This is a genomic window from Pseudomonas taeanensis MS-3 (assembly GCF_000498575.2).
Classification (GTDB): domain Bacteria; phylum Pseudomonadota; class Gammaproteobacteria; order Pseudomonadales; family Pseudomonadaceae; genus Aquipseudomonas; species Aquipseudomonas taeanensis.
Genome location: NZ_AWSQ01000009.1, coordinates 68,324 through 83,166 on the forward strand (window position 1 = coordinate 68,324; position 14,843 = coordinate 83,166).

15 protein-coding genes and 1 pseudogene are annotated in these 14,843 nt (G+C 61.7%); 5 read left to right on the top strand and 11 right to left on the bottom strand.

Translation table 11 applies throughout. The features are described from left to right. Positions 1–128 precede the first annotated feature (128 nt). Positions 129–936 (top strand): annotated as a pseudogene (locus TMS3_RS24800) (IS1595 family transposase); the annotation flags it as partial. A 97-nt stretch (positions 937–1,033) separates the two neighbouring features. On the opposite strand, the gene TMS3_RS20555 reads toward TMS3_RS24800, so the two are convergent. From TMS3_RS20555 to TMS3_RS20580, 6 genes are all read right to left on the bottom strand, one after another. Continuing rightward, complete coding sequence (locus TMS3_RS20555) at positions 1,034–1,630, bottom strand: cytochrome c3 family protein (RefSeq protein ID WP_025167174.1); 597 nt, start codon at positions 1,628–1,630, stop codon at positions 1,034–1,036. A 9-nt stretch (positions 1,631–1,639) separates the two neighbouring features. Then, a complete protein-coding gene (locus TMS3_RS20560; RefSeq protein WP_025167175.1) occupies positions 1,640–2,125 on the bottom strand; it encodes a nitrate reductase cytochrome c-type subunit in 486 nt (161 codons plus the stop codon). Between the two features lie 11 nt (positions 2,126–2,136). Next, positions 2,137–4,641: a nitrate reductase catalytic subunit NapA gene (napA, locus tag TMS3_RS20565; protein ID WP_025167176.1), complete on the bottom strand. Its 2,505-nt coding sequence runs from the start codon at positions 4,639–4,641 to the stop codon at positions 2,137–2,139. Beyond that, positions 4,638–4,898: a chaperone NapD gene (locus tag TMS3_RS20570; RefSeq protein WP_025167177.1), complete on the bottom strand. Its 261-nt coding sequence runs from the start codon at positions 4,896–4,898 to the stop codon at positions 4,638–4,640. The genes napA and TMS3_RS20570 overlap by 4 nt, the downstream gene beginning before the upstream one ends. Positions 4,899–4,932: 34 nt before the next feature. Then, positions 4,933–5,100, bottom strand: a complete 168-nt coding sequence (locus TMS3_RS20575; RefSeq protein WP_025167178.1) for a periplasmic nitrate reductase, NapE protein — start codon at positions 5,098–5,100, stop codon at positions 4,933–4,935. Positions 5,101–5,287: 187 nt separating this feature from the next. Further along, on the bottom strand, positions 5,288–6,286 hold the full coding sequence (locus tag TMS3_RS20580) for an AraC family transcriptional regulator (protein ID WP_025167179.1): 999 nt from the start codon (positions 6,284–6,286) through the stop codon (positions 5,288–5,290). A gap of 168 nt (positions 6,287–6,454) precedes the next feature. Between TMS3_RS20580 and TMS3_RS20585 the strand changes: the two genes are divergently transcribed. The 4 genes from TMS3_RS20585 (at position 6,455) to TMS3_RS20600 (ending at position 11,480) form a co-directional block, all read left to right on the top strand. Continuing rightward, positions 6,455–7,594: an acyl-CoA dehydrogenase family protein gene (locus tag TMS3_RS20585; RefSeq protein WP_025167180.1), complete on the top strand. Its 1,140-nt coding sequence runs from the start codon at positions 6,455–6,457 to the stop codon at positions 7,592–7,594. 80 nt (positions 7,595–7,674) lie between these two features. Continuing rightward, a complete protein-coding gene (locus TMS3_RS20590) occupies positions 7,675–8,505 on the top strand; it encodes an amidohydrolase family protein (protein WP_029866533.1) in 831 nt (276 codons plus the stop codon). A gap of 36 nt (positions 8,506–8,541) precedes the next feature. Continuing rightward, the gene (locus TMS3_RS20595) at positions 8,542–10,179 is read left to right on the top strand and encodes an AMP-binding protein (protein WP_025167182.1); all 1,638 of its coding nucleotides are present in this window, start codon (positions 8,542–8,544) and stop codon (positions 10,177–10,179) included. Between the two features lie 119 nt (positions 10,180–10,298). Next, positions 10,299–11,480 (top strand): CaiB/BaiF CoA transferase family protein, encoded by a 1,182-nt coding sequence (locus TMS3_RS20600; protein ID WP_025167183.1) that lies wholly within the window; start codon positions 10,299–10,301, stop codon positions 11,478–11,480. A 186-nt stretch (positions 11,481–11,666) separates the two neighbouring features. Here TMS3_RS20600 and TMS3_RS20605 read toward each other — a convergent pair whose 3' ends face one another. From TMS3_RS20605 to grxC, 5 genes are all read right to left on the bottom strand, one after another. After that, positions 11,667–12,185: a DoxX family protein gene (locus TMS3_RS20605; RefSeq protein ID WP_025167184.1), complete on the bottom strand. Its 519-nt coding sequence runs from the start codon at positions 12,183–12,185 to the stop codon at positions 11,667–11,669. A gap of 15 nt (positions 12,186–12,200) precedes the next feature. Then, positions 12,201–12,965 (bottom strand): HvfC/BufC N-terminal domain-containing protein, encoded by a 765-nt coding sequence (locus TMS3_RS20610; protein WP_025167185.1) that lies wholly within the window; start codon positions 12,963–12,965, stop codon positions 12,201–12,203. Further along, a complete protein-coding gene (gene bufB / locus TMS3_RS20615; protein ID WP_025167186.1) occupies positions 12,962–13,867 on the bottom strand; it encodes an MNIO family bufferin maturase in 906 nt (301 codons plus the stop codon). Before bufB ends, TMS3_RS20610 begins: the two co-directional genes overlap by 4 nt. Before the next feature lie 24 nt (positions 13,868–13,891). Continuing rightward, on the bottom strand, positions 13,892–14,200 hold the full coding sequence (locus TMS3_RS20620) for a BufA1 family periplasmic bufferin-type metallophore (RefSeq protein ID WP_025167187.1): 309 nt from the start codon (positions 14,198–14,200) through the stop codon (positions 13,892–13,894). A gap of 78 nt (positions 14,201–14,278) precedes the next feature. Next, positions 14,279–14,536, bottom strand: coding sequence for a glutaredoxin 3 (gene grxC / locus TMS3_RS20625; RefSeq protein ID WP_025167188.1), 258 nt, complete (start codon positions 14,534–14,536; stop codon positions 14,279–14,281). Between the last annotated feature and the right edge of the window lie 307 nt (positions 14,537–14,843).

Here is a 14,843-nt window from a genome sequence, read left to right on the forward strand (position 1 = left end):
TTGATCATGAAATCGATTCTGGTCTGTGCGGCTAGTTTAATGAGGCATTTCCGGCTTCTGAGGCGCTGATACAGCTTGCTATGACGCGTCTCAGTGAGTTCTCACGCTGAGATCAACGCGCCCAGCGCTGTCTGCATTGTCAGCCCTGCGAACTGCATCGGGGGGGGCAGGGGTGGCCTCGGTACCGCTGCAAGGCCTGCGGTAAAACCAGCAGTGCTCTGACGGACAGCCCTATGGCGCGATTGGGGAAGTGCCATCTTTGGCAAGACTATGCACTGGCGCTGACCCAGAGCCTGAGCGTACGCAAGGCCACAAAACATTGCGGCGTCAGCAAGAATACAGCTTTTCTTTGGCGACACCGGTTTCTCACCCGGATTATCGATCATCAAGCTCAGCATGCATCCGGCATCGCCGAAGCCGATAAAACCTTCTTCCTGGGATACTTCAAAGGCCAGCTAAACCTGCCCGCCCCCTCGCTGGCGAAAAGGAGGTACCAAGCAATGCGGGGTGTCCGCCGAGCAAATCCCGGTGTTGCTGGTGAAAGATCGCAGTCGCCAGCAGGCCGACTTCAAGCGGGATAAGCTCGATGCGCTGCACGTTGGGGAACGGCTACGCCCCCTGATTGACGCGGACACGATTCTTTGTACCGGCAGTGCGGGTATCTATGCCCACTTTGCCAAAGCAGAAGGTATTACTCATCAACTGCTCAAGCCGAGCCAGAAACGCCGGGTTAATAGGGCTTTCCACATCCAGAGCATAAATGCCTACGATAGCCGACTGAAGAACTGGATGATTCCTTTTCATGCTTTGGCCACGAAGTACCTGACGAATCATCCGGGCTGGCGGTGTCTGCTTGAACGCTACAAAAATCAGCCCAGCCCATTGATTTGCCTGGGTGAGTCACTGGGGTATACGACCAGGCAACCGGTAACTCAGATATTGCCATTTTTGTGGCCTGCCATTCATGGCGGCCACCCTGCGGACCGTTGTTGCGCGACGTTAGAAATGGCTCCCGAGATTTTTGCTCGAGCGTTTACCAACCCGGTACGCCGCTCATATCCGGTAACTTGTGGGCGATGCCTTTGTGGCAGTCGATGCAGGTGGCTGCGCCGCTGGCCAGGGCGGTGGAGTGCATCTGCCGGGCACGCTGGCCCTGGCGGGTGAAGTCCATAAACTCGAAGTTGTGGCAGTTGCGGCATTCCAGCGAGTCGTTGCTTTTCAGCCGCAGCCACTCGTGTTCGGCCAGTTCGCGGCGGTGGGCAAGGAACTTGTCGCGGGTGTTGATGGTGCCGAAGATCTTGCCCCAGACCTCCTTGGAGGCCTGCATCTTGCGCGCGATCTTGTCGGTCCATTTATGCGGCACATGGCAGTCCGGGCAGGTGGCGCGCACGCCGGAGCGGTTGCTGTAGTGGATGGTGTCCTTCAGCTCGACATACACGTTGTCGCGCATCTCGTGGCAGGAGATGCAGAAGGCCTCGGTGTTGGTTGCCTCCAACGCGGTGTTGAAGCCGCCCCAGAAGATGATCCCGGCGACGAAACCGCCGAGGGTGAGAAAGCCCAGACTGTAATGCACGCTTGGGCGACGCAGGATGTCCCAGTAGCCCTTGAGCAGGGCGAGCAATGACTTCATGACGCCTCCTCAGGGTTTCGCCGGGGCATTGGCTTCGTCTTGCAACAGCTTGTCGATGGTCTCGAAGCTGTTGCCCACCAACGGTTTCACCTCGTTCTGCGAGATATGGCATTGGTTGCAGAAGTAACGCCGTGGCGAAACCGCCGCCAAGGCCTGGCCGTCGCGGTCCATGTAGTGAGTGATGCTGATCATCGGGGCCTGACTACGTGCGCTGTTTGCGCGGCTATGGCAGGCCAGGCATTTGTTGCCGTTCTTGTCGATCTGGTAGCCGCTGATACTGTGCGGAATGGTCGGCGGTTGTTCGGGGTAATTGCGTTCACGCTTGAGGTCCTTGTTTTCCTCATTGGCGATGGCTGGAGCCGGCAGGCTCTGGCTGATCGTGCCGCCCGGGCGACGGCCATCGGGCGCAGGGGCGTCCAGCGGGTAATTAACCTCGGCGGCCACTGCCATGCCAAACGCGGCCAGCAGCAGTAGAGGTAGTAGGCGAATGTTCATCAGAGTTCTCCTCAGGCCACGCTGATCAGTTCGATCTTCACCGCACACTTCTTGTAGTCGGCCTGCTTGGAGATCGGGTCGGTGGCGTCCAGGGTGACTTTGTTGATCAGCTTGTTGGCGTCGAAGAACGGCACGAACACCAGACCCTGTGGCGGTTTGTTGCGGCCGCGGGTCTCGATGCGCGCACGCATTTCGCCGCGCCGGCTGATGACTTTGACTTCGCTGCCGCGTCTGGCCTTGAGCGCCTTGGCATCGTCCGGGTGCATGTACACCAGGGCGTCGGGCACGGCCTTGTGCAGCTCTTCGACACGCTGGGTCATGCTGCCGGTGTGCCAGTGCTCGAGTACCCGGCCGGTGCTGAGCCAGAACGGGTAGTCGGCGTCTGGCGCTTCGGCTGGCGGCTCGTAGGGTAGGGCGAAGATGATCGCCTTCTTGTCCGGGTAACCGTAGAACTGCACGCCGCTGCCTTTGGCCACATAGGGGTCAAGGCCTTCGCGGTAGCGCCAGCGGGTCTCAACGCCGTCCACCACCGGCCAGCGCATGCCGCGCTCGTGGTGGTAACGGTCGAAATCGGCGAGGTCATGACCGTGGCCACGGCCGAACTGGGCGTACTCCTCGAACAGGCCTTTTTGCAGATAAAAGCCGAACGCCTTGGCTTCATCATTGAGGTAACCGGCTTCGATCTGCTCGCTGGGGAATTGATCGACCTGGCCGTTGGCGAACAGCACTTGGTACAGGGTTTTGCCTTTGTGCTGCGGCGACTTGGTCAACAGCTCGGCAGGCCAGACTTCATCGGTGGTAAAGCGCTTGGAGAATTCCACCAACTGCCACAAGTCGGATTTGGCCTCGCCGGGCGCACTGACTAACTGGTGCCAGAACTGCGTGCGGCGTTCGGCGTTGCCGTAAGCGCCTTCCTTTTCCACCCACATGGCGCTAGGCAGAATCAGGTCGGCGGCCTGGGCTGAAACGGTGGGGTAGACATCGGAAACAATCACGAAGTTGTCCGGATTGCGCCAACCGGGCAGCACTTCCTGCATGATGTTGGGCCCGGCCTGCATATTGTTGCTGGCTTGGGACCAGTAGACGTTGAGCACCCCATCCTTGAGCATGCGGCTCTGCTGCACGGCATGACAGCCGACCTTCTCCTGAATGGTGCCAGCCGGCAGCTTCCAGATTTTTTCGGCGGTAGCACGGTGCTTGGGATTGGTCACCACCATGTCAGCGGGCAGGCGATGGGAGAAGGTACCGACCTCGCGCGCGGTGCCGCAGGCTGAGGGTTGTCCGGTGAGCGAGAACGGGCTGTTGCCCGGTTCGCTGATCTTGCCGGTAAGCAGGTGGATGTTATAAATCAGGTTGTTGGCCCACACCCCGCGGGTGTGCTGATTGAAGCCCATGGTCCAGAATGACATGACCTTGCGCTTGGGGTCGGCATACAGCTCGGCCAGCGCCTTGAGGCGTTCGGCCGGTACCCCGGTTTCCGCCGCAGTGCGCTCCAGGGTGTAAGGTTTGACGAAGGCGGCGAACTCCTCGAAGCCTATGTCGCTCCAGGTGTTGGCGCTAGCGGCATTCTTCGCCTGGAGTTCCAACGGGTGATCGGGGCGCAGGCCGTAGCCGATATCGTCGGCTCCCTTGGCGAATTTGGCGTGCAGGCTGACGAAACTTGTGTTTACTGCGCCACTTTCGATGATGTGGTTGGCGATGTAATTGAGGATCAGCAGGTCGGTCTGCGGCTTGAATACCATGGGGATGTCCGCCAGCTCGAAGCTGCGGTGCTCGAAGGTCGAGAGCACGGCGACCTGGGTCTGCGGGTGGCTCAGGCGGCGATCAGTCACCCGACTCCAGAGAATCGGGTGCATCTCGGCCATGTTCGAGCCCCAGAGCACGAAGACATCGGCGGCTTCGATATCGTCATAACAACCCATCGGCTCGTCGGCACCGAAGGTGCGCATAAAGCCCATCACCGCTGAGGCCATGCAGTGGCGCGCGTTGGGGTCGATGTTGTTGCTGCGCAAGCCGGCCTTCATCAGCTTGTTGGCTGCATAGCCTTCCCACACAGTCCACTGCCCGGAGCCGAACATGCCGACTGATTCGGGGCCTTTTTTCTTCAGGGCTTGCTTGAACTTCAGCTCCATGATGTCGAAGGCCTGTTCCCAACTGATCGGCTGGAACTCGCCCTGTTTGTCGTAGGCGCCGTTCTTCATCCGCAGCAGCGGTTGGGTCAGGCGGTCGACGCCGTACATGATCTTCGACAGGAAGTAACCCTTGACGCAATTCAGACCACGATTGACCTCGGCTTTGACGTCGCCGTGGGTGGCCACCACGCGGTTGTTCTTGGTCGCCACCATCACGCTGCATCCAGTGCCGCAGAAGCGGCAGGGGGCCTTGTTCCAGTTCAGCTTGGTCATGTCCGCTTCGGTGATCAGGTTGCTGGCCGAGGTGGCGATCGGCAGGCCGGCTGCTGCAGCGGCGATGGCGGCGGCATTGGCTTTGGCGAATTGACGGCGGGTCATGCTCATTCGTCGGCTCCTTCGGGGCTGAGCAGCTCGTGGTAGACCAGCGCGGCGTTGAGTACGCCCGGCAGGTTGCTGATCTGGTCGATGCGTTCGAGGATCTGCTGCTCGTCTGCGGTTTCCAGTACTACCACCAGCTTGCCCAGGGGGCTTTGCTGATGCAGTTCAACACCGTCAAGCAAACGCAGATTGGCTTTCACCGCCTCGAACAGTTCAGGGCGGGCGTGTACCAGCAGGCTGGCAATGTGCAGGGTTTCGGCCATGTGCCGTGGCTCCGGTGGTGATCAGGCGGGGCGATCAGCTGGGCGGTCCGGGTGGGCCGATGAGCATTTGCATAAACCAGATAAAGAAGCCGTAGCCACCGACCAGGGTGATGGAAAGCAAGGGGAAGAGGCAGACGACCAGAAACAGGAATAGGCGGGTTTCCTGGCTTTTGGCAGGCGTGTCGCGGTCAGTGGCAGGCATCTCGGCTGACTCCATTCGTGCGTAGCAGTCAGGCTAGACCCTACAGGTAATAGGGACAAAAACATTGACCTGAATCATGACGAGCGACTTTTTGTCGTCAGAAACCGCTATCGACAGGGGGATGTTTGGCGGTGCTGCAGGATAGTGTCGAGCGCTACGTCGGCGCGGTCTTGCGTGAACTGAGGGTTCAGTTCTCCTGGGCGCGGTAAGCCCCAGGCGTGAGCCCGGTCCACTTCTTGAACGCGCGGTGAAAGGCCGAAGGCTCGGAGAAACCGAGCTGTTCGGCGATGTCCTGGGTCGACAGCTCGTCGCGCCCTAGCAGGTAGATCGCCAGGTCGCGGCGCAACTGATCTTTCAGTTCCTGAAAGCTCGAGCCCTCCTCGCGCAGATGCCGGCGCAGGGTCTGCGGGCTCATGTGCAGGTGCTGGGCGACCGCTTCCAGGTCCGGCCAGTTACTGCAGTCGCGACCGAGCAGGCGACGAATCTGGCTGATCAGGCTGTCGCCACCATCCGGGCGCGCCAGCAGATCGGCGGGAGAGTGCTGCAGGAACTGCTTGAGCGTGCGCTCATCCTGCAGCAACGGCATGCTCAGGTAACGGGCATGGAACAGCAGGCTGGTGCTGCCGGCCGCAAAGCGCCGTGGGCAGGGGAATAACAGCCCGTACTCGGCGCTGTGCGCAGGCTCGGCATAGCGGAAGGTGGCTTCTTCCAGGCGAATGCGCTGGCCGATCAGCCAGCTGCCGAGGCGATGCCAGATCACCAGCAGGCTTTCGACCAGAAAGTGATCGGGGTCCAGCAGGCTCGAGTCGTCCACGCTCAAGCGTGCCCAGTCGCCTTCGCGGCTGAGGCTGATGGTCGGTGCTTCGGGGAACAGGCTGTAGAACAGCGCACCACGGCCCAGGGCCTTCTCCAGGCTGCGGCAGTGAATGATCGCGTGGCACATCATGGCGAAGGTGCCGCGCTTGCTGGCAGTGCGGCCGAAACCCAGGTACTCGTCGTCGAGGCGTTCCCACAACAGCTGCAGCAGGTGGGCGAATTGCTCGGGGGCCACCCGTGCGCGGGGTTCATCGAGCAGGGCCGGCTGGATGTTCAGCTGACGCAGCAGTGGCAGGCAATCGTGACCATGACGTTCGGCGCCCCGCAAGGCGGCGCGGACGAAATGGCTGGCGATGGTGCGTTCGCGCATGGCTGACTCCTGTTCGGTGTGCCGATGGTAGGCAGGTGCGGTGTGCCAGGACAAGTCGCCCGTAGGCACGAGCGAATGGGTCAATCGAGTCTGAGCGCTTGGGTCATTGAGGAGGCGTGATGCAGGCGCCTACCCTGCTGGACGACTTGATCAGCAGGGGCCACCGGTATGCAACGCATCCACTTCGACACCGAACACAGCATGTTTCGCGAGTCCTTCCGGACCTTTCTGAAGAAGGAAGTGCTGCCGCATCAGGACGCGTGGGAGGAGGCCGGGGTGGTCAGTCGCGAGGCCTGGCTGAAGGCCGGCGAGATGGGATTTCTGCTGCCTTGGGCGGACGAGGAGTACGGTGGAGCCGGGCTCAAGGACTTCCGCTACGAGCAGATCATGGCCGAGGAGTTGGCCTACATCAACGAGGCCGGCTTCATGCTGCCGTTGCACTCGGCGCTGTGCGGCCCTTACATCGCCGAGTACGGCAACGCCGAGCAGAAGGCGCGCCTGCTGCCGGGGATCATTCGCGGCGAACTGATACTCGCGGTGGCGATGACCGAGCCGAGCGCCGGCTCCGACCTGGCCGGCATGCGCACCACGGCGGTGGACAAGGGCGACCACTATGAGCTGAACGGCTCCAAGGTGTTTATCTCCAACGGCCTGCTGGCCGATGTGGTGATAGTCGCGGCCAAGACCGATCCGGCCAACAAGCACGCCATGGGCCTGTTCCTGGTCGAACGCGGTATGCCCGGATTCGCGCGCGGCGCACCGCTGAAAAAGCTCGGCATGAAAAGCCAGGACACCGCCGAGCTGTTCTTCAATAACGTCAAGGTGCCCAAGGCCAATCTGTTGGGCGATGCCAAGGGCGGCTTCTTCTATCTGATGAACATGCTCGCCCAGGAACGCCTGACCAATGCCTGCGGTGCGGTGGCCGGCGCCGAGGCGGCGTTGCAGACCACCATCGACTACGTGACCGAGCGTAAGGCCTTCGATCGACCGATTTCGCACTTCCAGAACACCCGCTTCAAGCTGGCCGAGATGCGCACTCAGGTTGACGTGGCCCAGGTCTTCGTCGACCGCTGCGTGATGGACCACAACCAGAAAAAGCTGACCCCGGAAGTGGCCGCCGAAGCCAAGCTGTTCACCACCGAGCTGCTCGGCAAGGTGGTCGACGAAGGTGTGCAGTTGCACGGCGGCTGGGGCTACATGTGGGAGTACCCGATCTGCAAGATGTACGCGAACGCGCGCATCCAGCGCATTTTCGCCGGCACCTCGGAGATCATGAAGGAGATCATCAGCCGCGGCATGAAACTCTGAGCACCACGGCGCTGACCCCGTAGGCGCTAGTCCGTTGGCGCCTGGCGATGCACAACCTTTAGTTTCCGAGGAGGTCTGTCATGTCCACGTTTATCGCTGCCATCGATGCCTGGGCTCAGCCTGCTGGTGGACGCACCCGCGAACTGCTGCCCGAAGTGGTGCGGCTGTTCGAAAAGTCCGGCTCCGCGCATCTGCTCGATCAGCGCCTGACTCCAGAGCAGACGGTGGCGGAAATGGACAAGGCGGGGGTCGAGAAACTCATGCTTGCCGCCTGGTGCCGGCCCGAGCGCTGGGTGTTCAGCAACGATGAGATCGCCGCGTACACCCGCGCCTTTCCCGAGCGCTTCGTCGGCGTCGCCACGGTAGATCTGAGCAAGCCGTTGGCAGCGGTGCGCGAGCTGGAGCGGGCGGTACTCGAGCTGGGCTGCAAGGCGCTGCGCATCGTGCCCTGGCTGTGGAAGCTGCCGCCGAATCACCGGCTGTACTACCCGCTCTATGTGAAGTGCATCGAGCTGGATATTCCTTTCTGCACCCAGGTCGGCCATACGGGACCATTGATGCCCTCCGAGACCGGTCGTCCCGTGCCCTATCTGGACGAGGTGGCGCTGGACTTTCCCGAATTGCGCATCGTCGCCGGGCACATCGGCCATCCCTGGACCGATGAGATGATTGGCCTGGCCTGGAAACACGACAACGTCTATATCGATACTTCGGCCTACCTTCCACGCTACTACCCGGCGCAGCTGCTGCAGTTCCTGCAGAGCTACGGGCAGGACAAGGTGCTGTTCGGCAGCAACTTTCCGCAGCTGTCCCTCAGTCGCTGCATGAGCCAGGTCAGGGAACTGGGGTTGGCCGCCGAGATTGAGGCCAAGTTCCTCCAGCAGAATGCGCGCCGGGTGTTCACGCTCTGATCTCCGGGCCTACAACAATGACAAGGATGGCAGTCGATGACCGAACAACTACCGCTGGAACGCCTGGCTTACTGGCTGGAGAAACGCCCGGATGCGGTCTGGCTGACTCAACCTGTGAATGGCCGGTGGCACGACTTCACCTGGCGCCAGGTCGATGAGCAGGCACGCCGTATGGCCAGCGCGTTGCAGGCGCTGGGCTGTCAGCCCGGCGAGCGGGTGGCGCTGCTGGCGAAGAACTGCGCCGAATGGTTTATCGCCGATCTGGCGATCATGCTCGCCGGCCTGGTCAGCGTACCGCTGTATCCGTTGCAGTCTGCCGAGAGCATCGCGTATGTGCTACGCCATTCGCAGTGCAAGGCGATCTTCCTCGGCAAGCTCGACCAGCCGGAAGCCTTCGCAGCCGGCATTCCGCCCGAGGTGATACGCATCGCCTTGCCATATCCGACCCTCGCCGCGCAGCATGACTGGGCGAGCCTGCTGGCGGCGCATGCGCCCTTGCAGGTCGGCCACCGACAGACGCCGGATGAGCTGTTGAGCATCCTCTACACCTCCGGCACCACCGGTCAGCCCAAGGGCGTGATGCTCAGCCCGCGCGCCTTTGCCTTCGCTGCCAGCCGATCGGTGGTGGAGATGCAGATCAGCGAGCGCGATCAGTATTTTTCCTACCTGCCGCTGTCCCACGCCGCCGAGCGTTTTCTGGTGCAGATGAGCAGTCTGTACAGCGCGGGTCGGGTGGCCTTCGTCGAGTCGCTGGAGACCTTCGCCAGCGACCTCAAACATGTACGCCCTACGGTGTTTTTCTCGGTGCCGCGGCTGTGGACGCGCTTTCAGCAGGGCGTGCTGGAGCAGTTGCCGCAGGCCAGGTTGCAGCGTTTGCTGCGCATTCCTCTGCTCGGTCGGCTGGTGGCGAAGCAGGTGCGCAAGGGCCTGGGGCTGGATCGTGCGCGCATCCTGATCAGCGGTGCGGCGGCCATCCCCAGGGGGCTGCTCGACTGGTACCAAGGCATCGGCCTGACCCTCTGCGAGGGCTACGGCATGACCGAGAATTTCGCCTATGGCACGTTCAATCGGCCCGGTCAGGTGTGTTTCGGTTCGGTCGGACGGCCCATGCCGGAGAACCAGGTGCGCATCGCCACTAGCGGCGAGATTCTGTTTCGCAGCCCCTGCTTGATGCTGGGCTACTATCTGGAGCCGGAGAAAACCTCGCAAACCCTGGTCGATGGCTGGCTGCACACCGGCGACAAAGGTGAGATCGATGCAGCCGGCTACCTGCGAATCACCGGACGGGTGAAGGACATTTTCAAGACCAGCAAAGGCAAGTATGTGGCGCCGGCGCCGATCGAGGGTGAGATCGCCAAGAACCTCTGGGTCGAACAGGTGTGCCTGATGGGCAGCAATCTGGACCAGCCACTGGCCCTGATCGAGCTCTCGCCAGTGGCCCGCGAACAGGCGCCGGCGCGAGTCGCCGATGATCTGGAGCAGACCCGTCAGCAGCTCAATGCCCAACTGCAGCCGCATGAGCGAATCAGCCACTTCGTGCTGGTGCGCGAAGCCTGGACGGTGGATAACGGCTGCATGACCCCGACCATGAAGATCCGTCGCAATGTGCTGGAGGCGCGCTTCGTCGATGAGCTGGCCAAGCTCGACGCCGCTCAGCCGCTGCACTGGCAATGACAGAACGTTTTTCGTAGCCCGGATGCAATCCGGGGATGTCTGTTGATTCGCCCCGGATTGCATCCGGGCTACAGGGTTTGCATCACCAGGCCCTGTTCAAATTGCACCGAGGAGTTGCCATGAAAGGCCCGCTGTCTTCGCTGAAAATTCTCGATTTTTCCACCTTGCTGCCGGGGCCCTTCGCCTCCTTGTTGCTGGCCGACATGGGCGCCGAGGTGTTGCGGGTCGAGTCGCCCAGTCGCATGGATCTGGTGCGGGTGTTGCCGCCGCACGATGACGGCGTCTCGGCCAGTCACGCCTACCTCAATCGCAACAAACGCTGCATCGCCCTGGACCTGAAGCAGCCTGAGGCGGTGGCCATGGTCAAGCAGCTGGTGGCGGAGTACGACATCGTCCTGGAGCAGTTTCGTCCCGGGGTGATGGACAAGCTCGGTGTCGGTTATGCGGCGCTCAAGGCGATCAACCCCAGGCTGATCTATGTGTCGATCACCGGCTACGGTCAGACCGGGCCGTACAAGGACCGCGCCGGGCACGACATCAACTACCTGGCCCTGGCCGGCATCGCCAGCTATACCGGGCGTCGCGACAGTGGCCCGCTGCCCTTGGGCGTGCAGCTGGCGGACATCGCCGGGGGATCGCTGCACGGGGTGATGGGCCTGCTGGCGGCAGTGATCCAGCGTCAGGTCGCGGGGGAGGGGCAGCAGGTCGATGTGAGCATGACCGACTGCGCCTTCAGCCTGCACGGTATGGCCGGAGCCGGTTACCTGGCCGCTGGGGTCGAGCCGCAGATGCAGAATCAGGTGCTCAACGGTGGCAGCTTCTACGACTACTACCGCACTCGCGACGGGCGCTGGTTCTCGGTCGGCAGCCTGGAGCCGCAGTTCATGCAGCAGTTCTGCGCGGCGCTCGGCCGTCCGGAGCTGGCGGCACGCGGCTTGTCGCCCAAGCCTGAAGAACAGCTGGCGCTCAAACGCGAGATCGCGATCGAGTTCGAGAAGCGTGATTTCGCCGAGTGGAGTCAAGTATTTGCCGGGCTGGATGCCTGCGTCGAGCCGATGCTTAGCCTGTCCGAAGCGGTCGAGCATCCGCAGCTCAAATCTCGCCAGCTGGTGACGCAGGTGCCGCGTGACGGCAGCGCCACGCAAGCGCAGATCGCCTGCCCGATCAAGTTCTCCAGTGGTCTGCCAGAGCCGCGTCACATCGGGGCGGCACTGGGTGCGCATACCGAGGAGGTGCTGCGCGAGTTGGGGTATTCAGCCGAGCAGATTGCCGAACTGAAAGCCGCCAAGGTGGTGGCCTGAGTCGGCGGGGCGACACAGGTTCGTCGATCGGAACTGGAGAAAGCGCGGCGTTTGCTGGGTTTCATGAGGTGCATCCATGCACCTTACCTGGCGGGCAGCTAAAGCTCTGCAGAACTACGTCCTGCCGTTCTGTCGCTGCGCTCTACGCCAGCCTAGACCGCGCCTGTGTCGCGAGCGGGAGCCAGGTTAGCGGTTGTAGCCGTAACGCTTGGCAATCAGGTGGTCGATGGCCATGACCCCCGGCCCTTTGGCGGCGAGCAGTAGCAGTACGGCGGCCCACACGCCGTGGGTCGGATAGGCGCCTGGGTAGACGAACAGCTGGATCACCAGGGTCATGCCGAGCAGGGCCAGGGCCGAGAAACGTGTGGCCAGCCCCAGTAGGATCATGATCGGGAAGAAGTGCTCGCCAAATGCGGCCAGAGAAGCGGCCAGCTCGGGCGGCAGCAGTGGCACTTTATATTCTTCGGCGAACAGGGGCACGGCGGAGCCGGACAGCGACGGCAGGCCAAGCTCGACAGTACCCTCGACAATGTCGATAGACAGGCCCTGGATCTTGGTCTGGCCCGACTTCCAGAACACCGCGGCGATAGAGAATCGACCAATAAAGGCGATCAAGCTGTAGGGAATGAGTCGGCACAGGTCGACGGCGCGAGCGATCAGGCGAACCGGTGCTGCAGCACCTTCTAAGCGGGCGGAGTGGGTCATGCAGGTTTCCTTGTTTTATGGAGCAAAGCGGTAGCCGGTGAGTGCCCCTGTACTGATCAGGTGCGCCAAGAGGTGGCTGAGGTCGAATTCGGGGTCAATCGCCAGTGCCTGTTCGGCCGCTTCGCCGAAGCATTGGCCTGTGCGCAGCGCCTGGATGAATAATGCCGCGCCATGGCGAATGCCCATGACCTCGACGTCCAGCCGGTTGCGTAGAACCAGGGCGTGTTCAGCCCGCAAGGGATCGACTTGCGCTATGGCCATCTCGCCTTGATGAGCGGCCCATAGGGAAACAATCGCGAAGTTCGAACTGAGGACTGCAGCCGAGGGGTGCAGTTCGAGGGTCATGCCGTCGAGCCTATCTGGCTGCGACAGTGCCGTGGTGATCTGTTCGGCGTTGAGCGGCGCGGTGTCCGCCGAGTGGTAGGCCTGGATGCGCAGGAACTCCAGCCGCGCCACATCGGCCAGATAAGGCAGGCTGCTGGCGGGCGGGAAGCCTTCGATGAACGCCGGGAATGCCTCGCCGTACTCGGCCAGGATGCGTGTGCGGGGCGGGTTGGCGTGCACATGGACCTGAGCCATGGCGCGGAAGAACTCATCGCCGACCAGCTGCAACACCACCGGGAAACTGTCGGCCAGGGCGTTGACCAAGGAGCTGATCACGTTGTTGCGATAAACCGCGAAGCGGCTGCTTGGATCTGCGCCGTTCCAGCTGCTCAGTTCGGCTGGGCAGTCTCGCTCCGGGTCGAGCAGGGCGGCGACGAAGTCGTGTTGATCGCTCATGCCAAAGCCTGCCGTTGCGGGGTGCGGTGCAGGGCCAGTTGCCGCTCGGCTTGCTGAGCCTCTGCAACCAGCACCTCCAGCGAGGGGATGTCGTTGTCGCGCTCGATCAGAGTCGGGGTGGGGCCGAGCAGCTGCAAAACCTGAGCGTACAGCCGCCATACGGCGTCATCCACGGGTGCGCCATGGGCGTCGATCAGCAAACGGTCGCCGGCGCTGTCGCGATCCTCGGCGAAGCCCGCCAGATGCAACTCGCCCACTGCGTGCAAGGGCAGGGCGTTGATGTAGCCCAGCGCATCCCAGTTATGGTTGATGCACGAGACGTAGACGTTGTTCACGTCCAGTAGCAGGCCGCAGCCGCTACGCCGGATGAGTTCGCTGATAAAGCTGGCCTCGTCCATCGTCGAGCTGGCGTACTCCACGTAGGTCGAGGGATTTTCCAGCAGCATGGGTCGCTGCAGCCGGTTCTGGACTCGGTCGATGTGTTCGCAGACCCGCGTCAGTGTGGTGGCGTTATAGGCCACGGGCAGCAGGTCGTTGAGAAATAGCTCGCCATGGCTGGACCAGGCCAGGTGTTCGGAAAACGACTGGGGCTGGTAGCGCTCAATGAGCGCCGCGAGGCGATCGAGATGCTGTTCGTCGAGGGGGTGTTCGGCACCAATCGACAAGCCCACTCCGTGAATGGAGAGGGGATAGTGTTCGCGAATCCGCTGCAGGTAATGATGGAAGGGACCACCTGCAACCATGTAATTTTCGGCGTGAACCTCGAAAAAGCCAACCTGCGGCTGCGACTCGAGTATTTGCCGGTAATGCTGTGATTTGAGGCCTATGCCTGCCCGTAAGGGCAGGGTGGAGCTGAGCGCAGGAGCGCCGCTGTTCTCATCGGCTAAGAGTGAGAGGGTCATAATGGGCGCTCCTGGCGCTGTCAGTTAGGCTTTTTCCTTGTATGCCTCGAGCTGACCGTAGCCAGTGGGGGAGGTCGGCGAGGCGGTTTCTGTGCAGGTGCCAGTCGGTACGTACTTCCAGGCGTTGCCCTGGTAGTCGGTTTTGGCAGTGCCGGCGCAGGTGGTGCCAGCGCCCGCAGCACAGTCATTCTTGCCCTTCAAGGACACGCCGAAACATTTCTCGTTCTCCGCCGCTTGAGCCGTCATTACTGGCGCAGCGGAAATGGCGACGGCTGCACCCAGAGCGAGAGCCAGGCTGGCGGCCGAAACAGTGCGGGAGGTAGTCGATTTCATGCTGTGTATCTCCATTCGAGTTGTTGGGTGACGCTGTGGAATTTACGGGTTTGTTGGAACGGTTACGTACGCCTTTATTCAGGCAGCCAGGAGGGCATCGAGTTCACCTGCCTGGTCGAGCTTGACCAAGTCATCGTAACCGCCGATATGACGCTCACCAATGAACAGCTGTGGAACGCTACGCCGGCCAGTCAAGGTGATCATCCTGTCCAGTTCACTCGGGTCGCTGTCGACTCGAATCTTGGTCAGTTGGTCTATGCCTTTACGTGTCAGCAATTGCTCTGCCATCAGGCAGAACGGGCATCGTTGCGTGCTGTACATCGTGACTTGACTCATGCCACACCCTCATTTCAATGTTGTTTCTATCAGCGAGCTCCGTAGCGGCCAGTCATGGCTGCCCGCGCTCACTGCTCTCGTCACATCAGAGAGCGCGGGCCGCTCTTTGTTACACCCGGCCCTGAAAAACTCAGGGCAATTATTGTGAACAGAGCTGCTGGCGTGGTGGGCTATACGAGCGGCGGCCTTAGAGACGGCGAGGTTTTGCTAGGGCAGGCGATTGGTTTTGCGCATGAGGAAAACGTAGCGCCGAGATGGGAAAGTCGAGAGTCGGTTCAAACTGCATATATCCTCCTTGATTGGAACA

Bases quoted from the DNA above. Each gene is read 5' to 3' on its own strand.
- TMS3_RS20555 (WP_025167174.1), bottom strand. From the start codon at position 1,630: ATGAAGTCATTGCTCGCCCTGCTCAAGGGCTACTGGGACATCCTGCGT.
- TMS3_RS20560 (WP_025167175.1), bottom strand. From the start codon at position 2,125: ATGAACATTCGCCTACTACCTCTACTGCTGCTGGCCGCGTTTGGCATG.
- napA (WP_025167176.1), bottom strand. From the start codon at position 4,641: ATGAGCATGACCCGCCGTCAATTCGCCAAAGCCAATGCCGCCGCCATC.
- TMS3_RS20570 (WP_025167177.1), bottom strand. From the start codon at position 4,898: ATGGCCGAAACCCTGCACATTGCCAGCCTGCTGGTACACGCCCGCCCT.
- TMS3_RS20575 (WP_025167178.1), bottom strand. From the start codon at position 5,100: ATGCCTGCCACTGACCGCGACACGCCTGCCAAAAGCCAGGAAACCCGC.
- TMS3_RS20580 (WP_025167179.1), bottom strand. From the start codon at position 6,286: ATGCGCGAACGCACCATCGCCAGCCATTTCGTCCGCGCCGCCTTGCGG.
- TMS3_RS20585 (WP_025167180.1), top strand. From the start codon at position 6,455: ATGCAACGCATCCACTTCGACACCGAACACAGCATGTTTCGCGAGTCC.
- TMS3_RS20590 (WP_029866533.1), top strand. From the start codon at position 7,675: ATGTCCACGTTTATCGCTGCCATCGATGCCTGGGCTCAGCCTGCTGGT.
- TMS3_RS20595 (WP_025167182.1), top strand. From the start codon at position 8,542: ATGACCGAACAACTACCGCTGGAACGCCTGGCTTACTGGCTGGAGAAA.
- TMS3_RS20600 (WP_025167183.1), top strand. From the start codon at position 10,299: ATGAAAGGCCCGCTGTCTTCGCTGAAAATTCTCGATTTTTCCACCTTG.
- TMS3_RS20605 (WP_025167184.1), bottom strand. From the start codon at position 12,185: ATGACCCACTCCGCCCGCTTAGAAGGTGCTGCAGCACCGGTTCGCCTG.
- TMS3_RS20610 (WP_025167185.1), bottom strand. From the start codon at position 12,965: ATGAGCGATCAACACGACTTCGTCGCCGCCCTGCTCGACCCGGAGCGA.
- bufB (WP_025167186.1), bottom strand. From the start codon at position 13,867: ATGACCCTCTCACTCTTAGCCGATGAGAACAGCGGCGCTCCTGCGCTC.
- TMS3_RS20620 (WP_025167187.1), bottom strand. From the start codon at position 14,200: ATGAAATCGACTACCTCCCGCACTGTTTCGGCCGCCAGCCTGGCTCTC.
- grxC (WP_025167188.1), bottom strand. From the start codon at position 14,536: ATGAGTCAAGTCACGATGTACAGCACGCAACGATGCCCGTTCTGCCTG.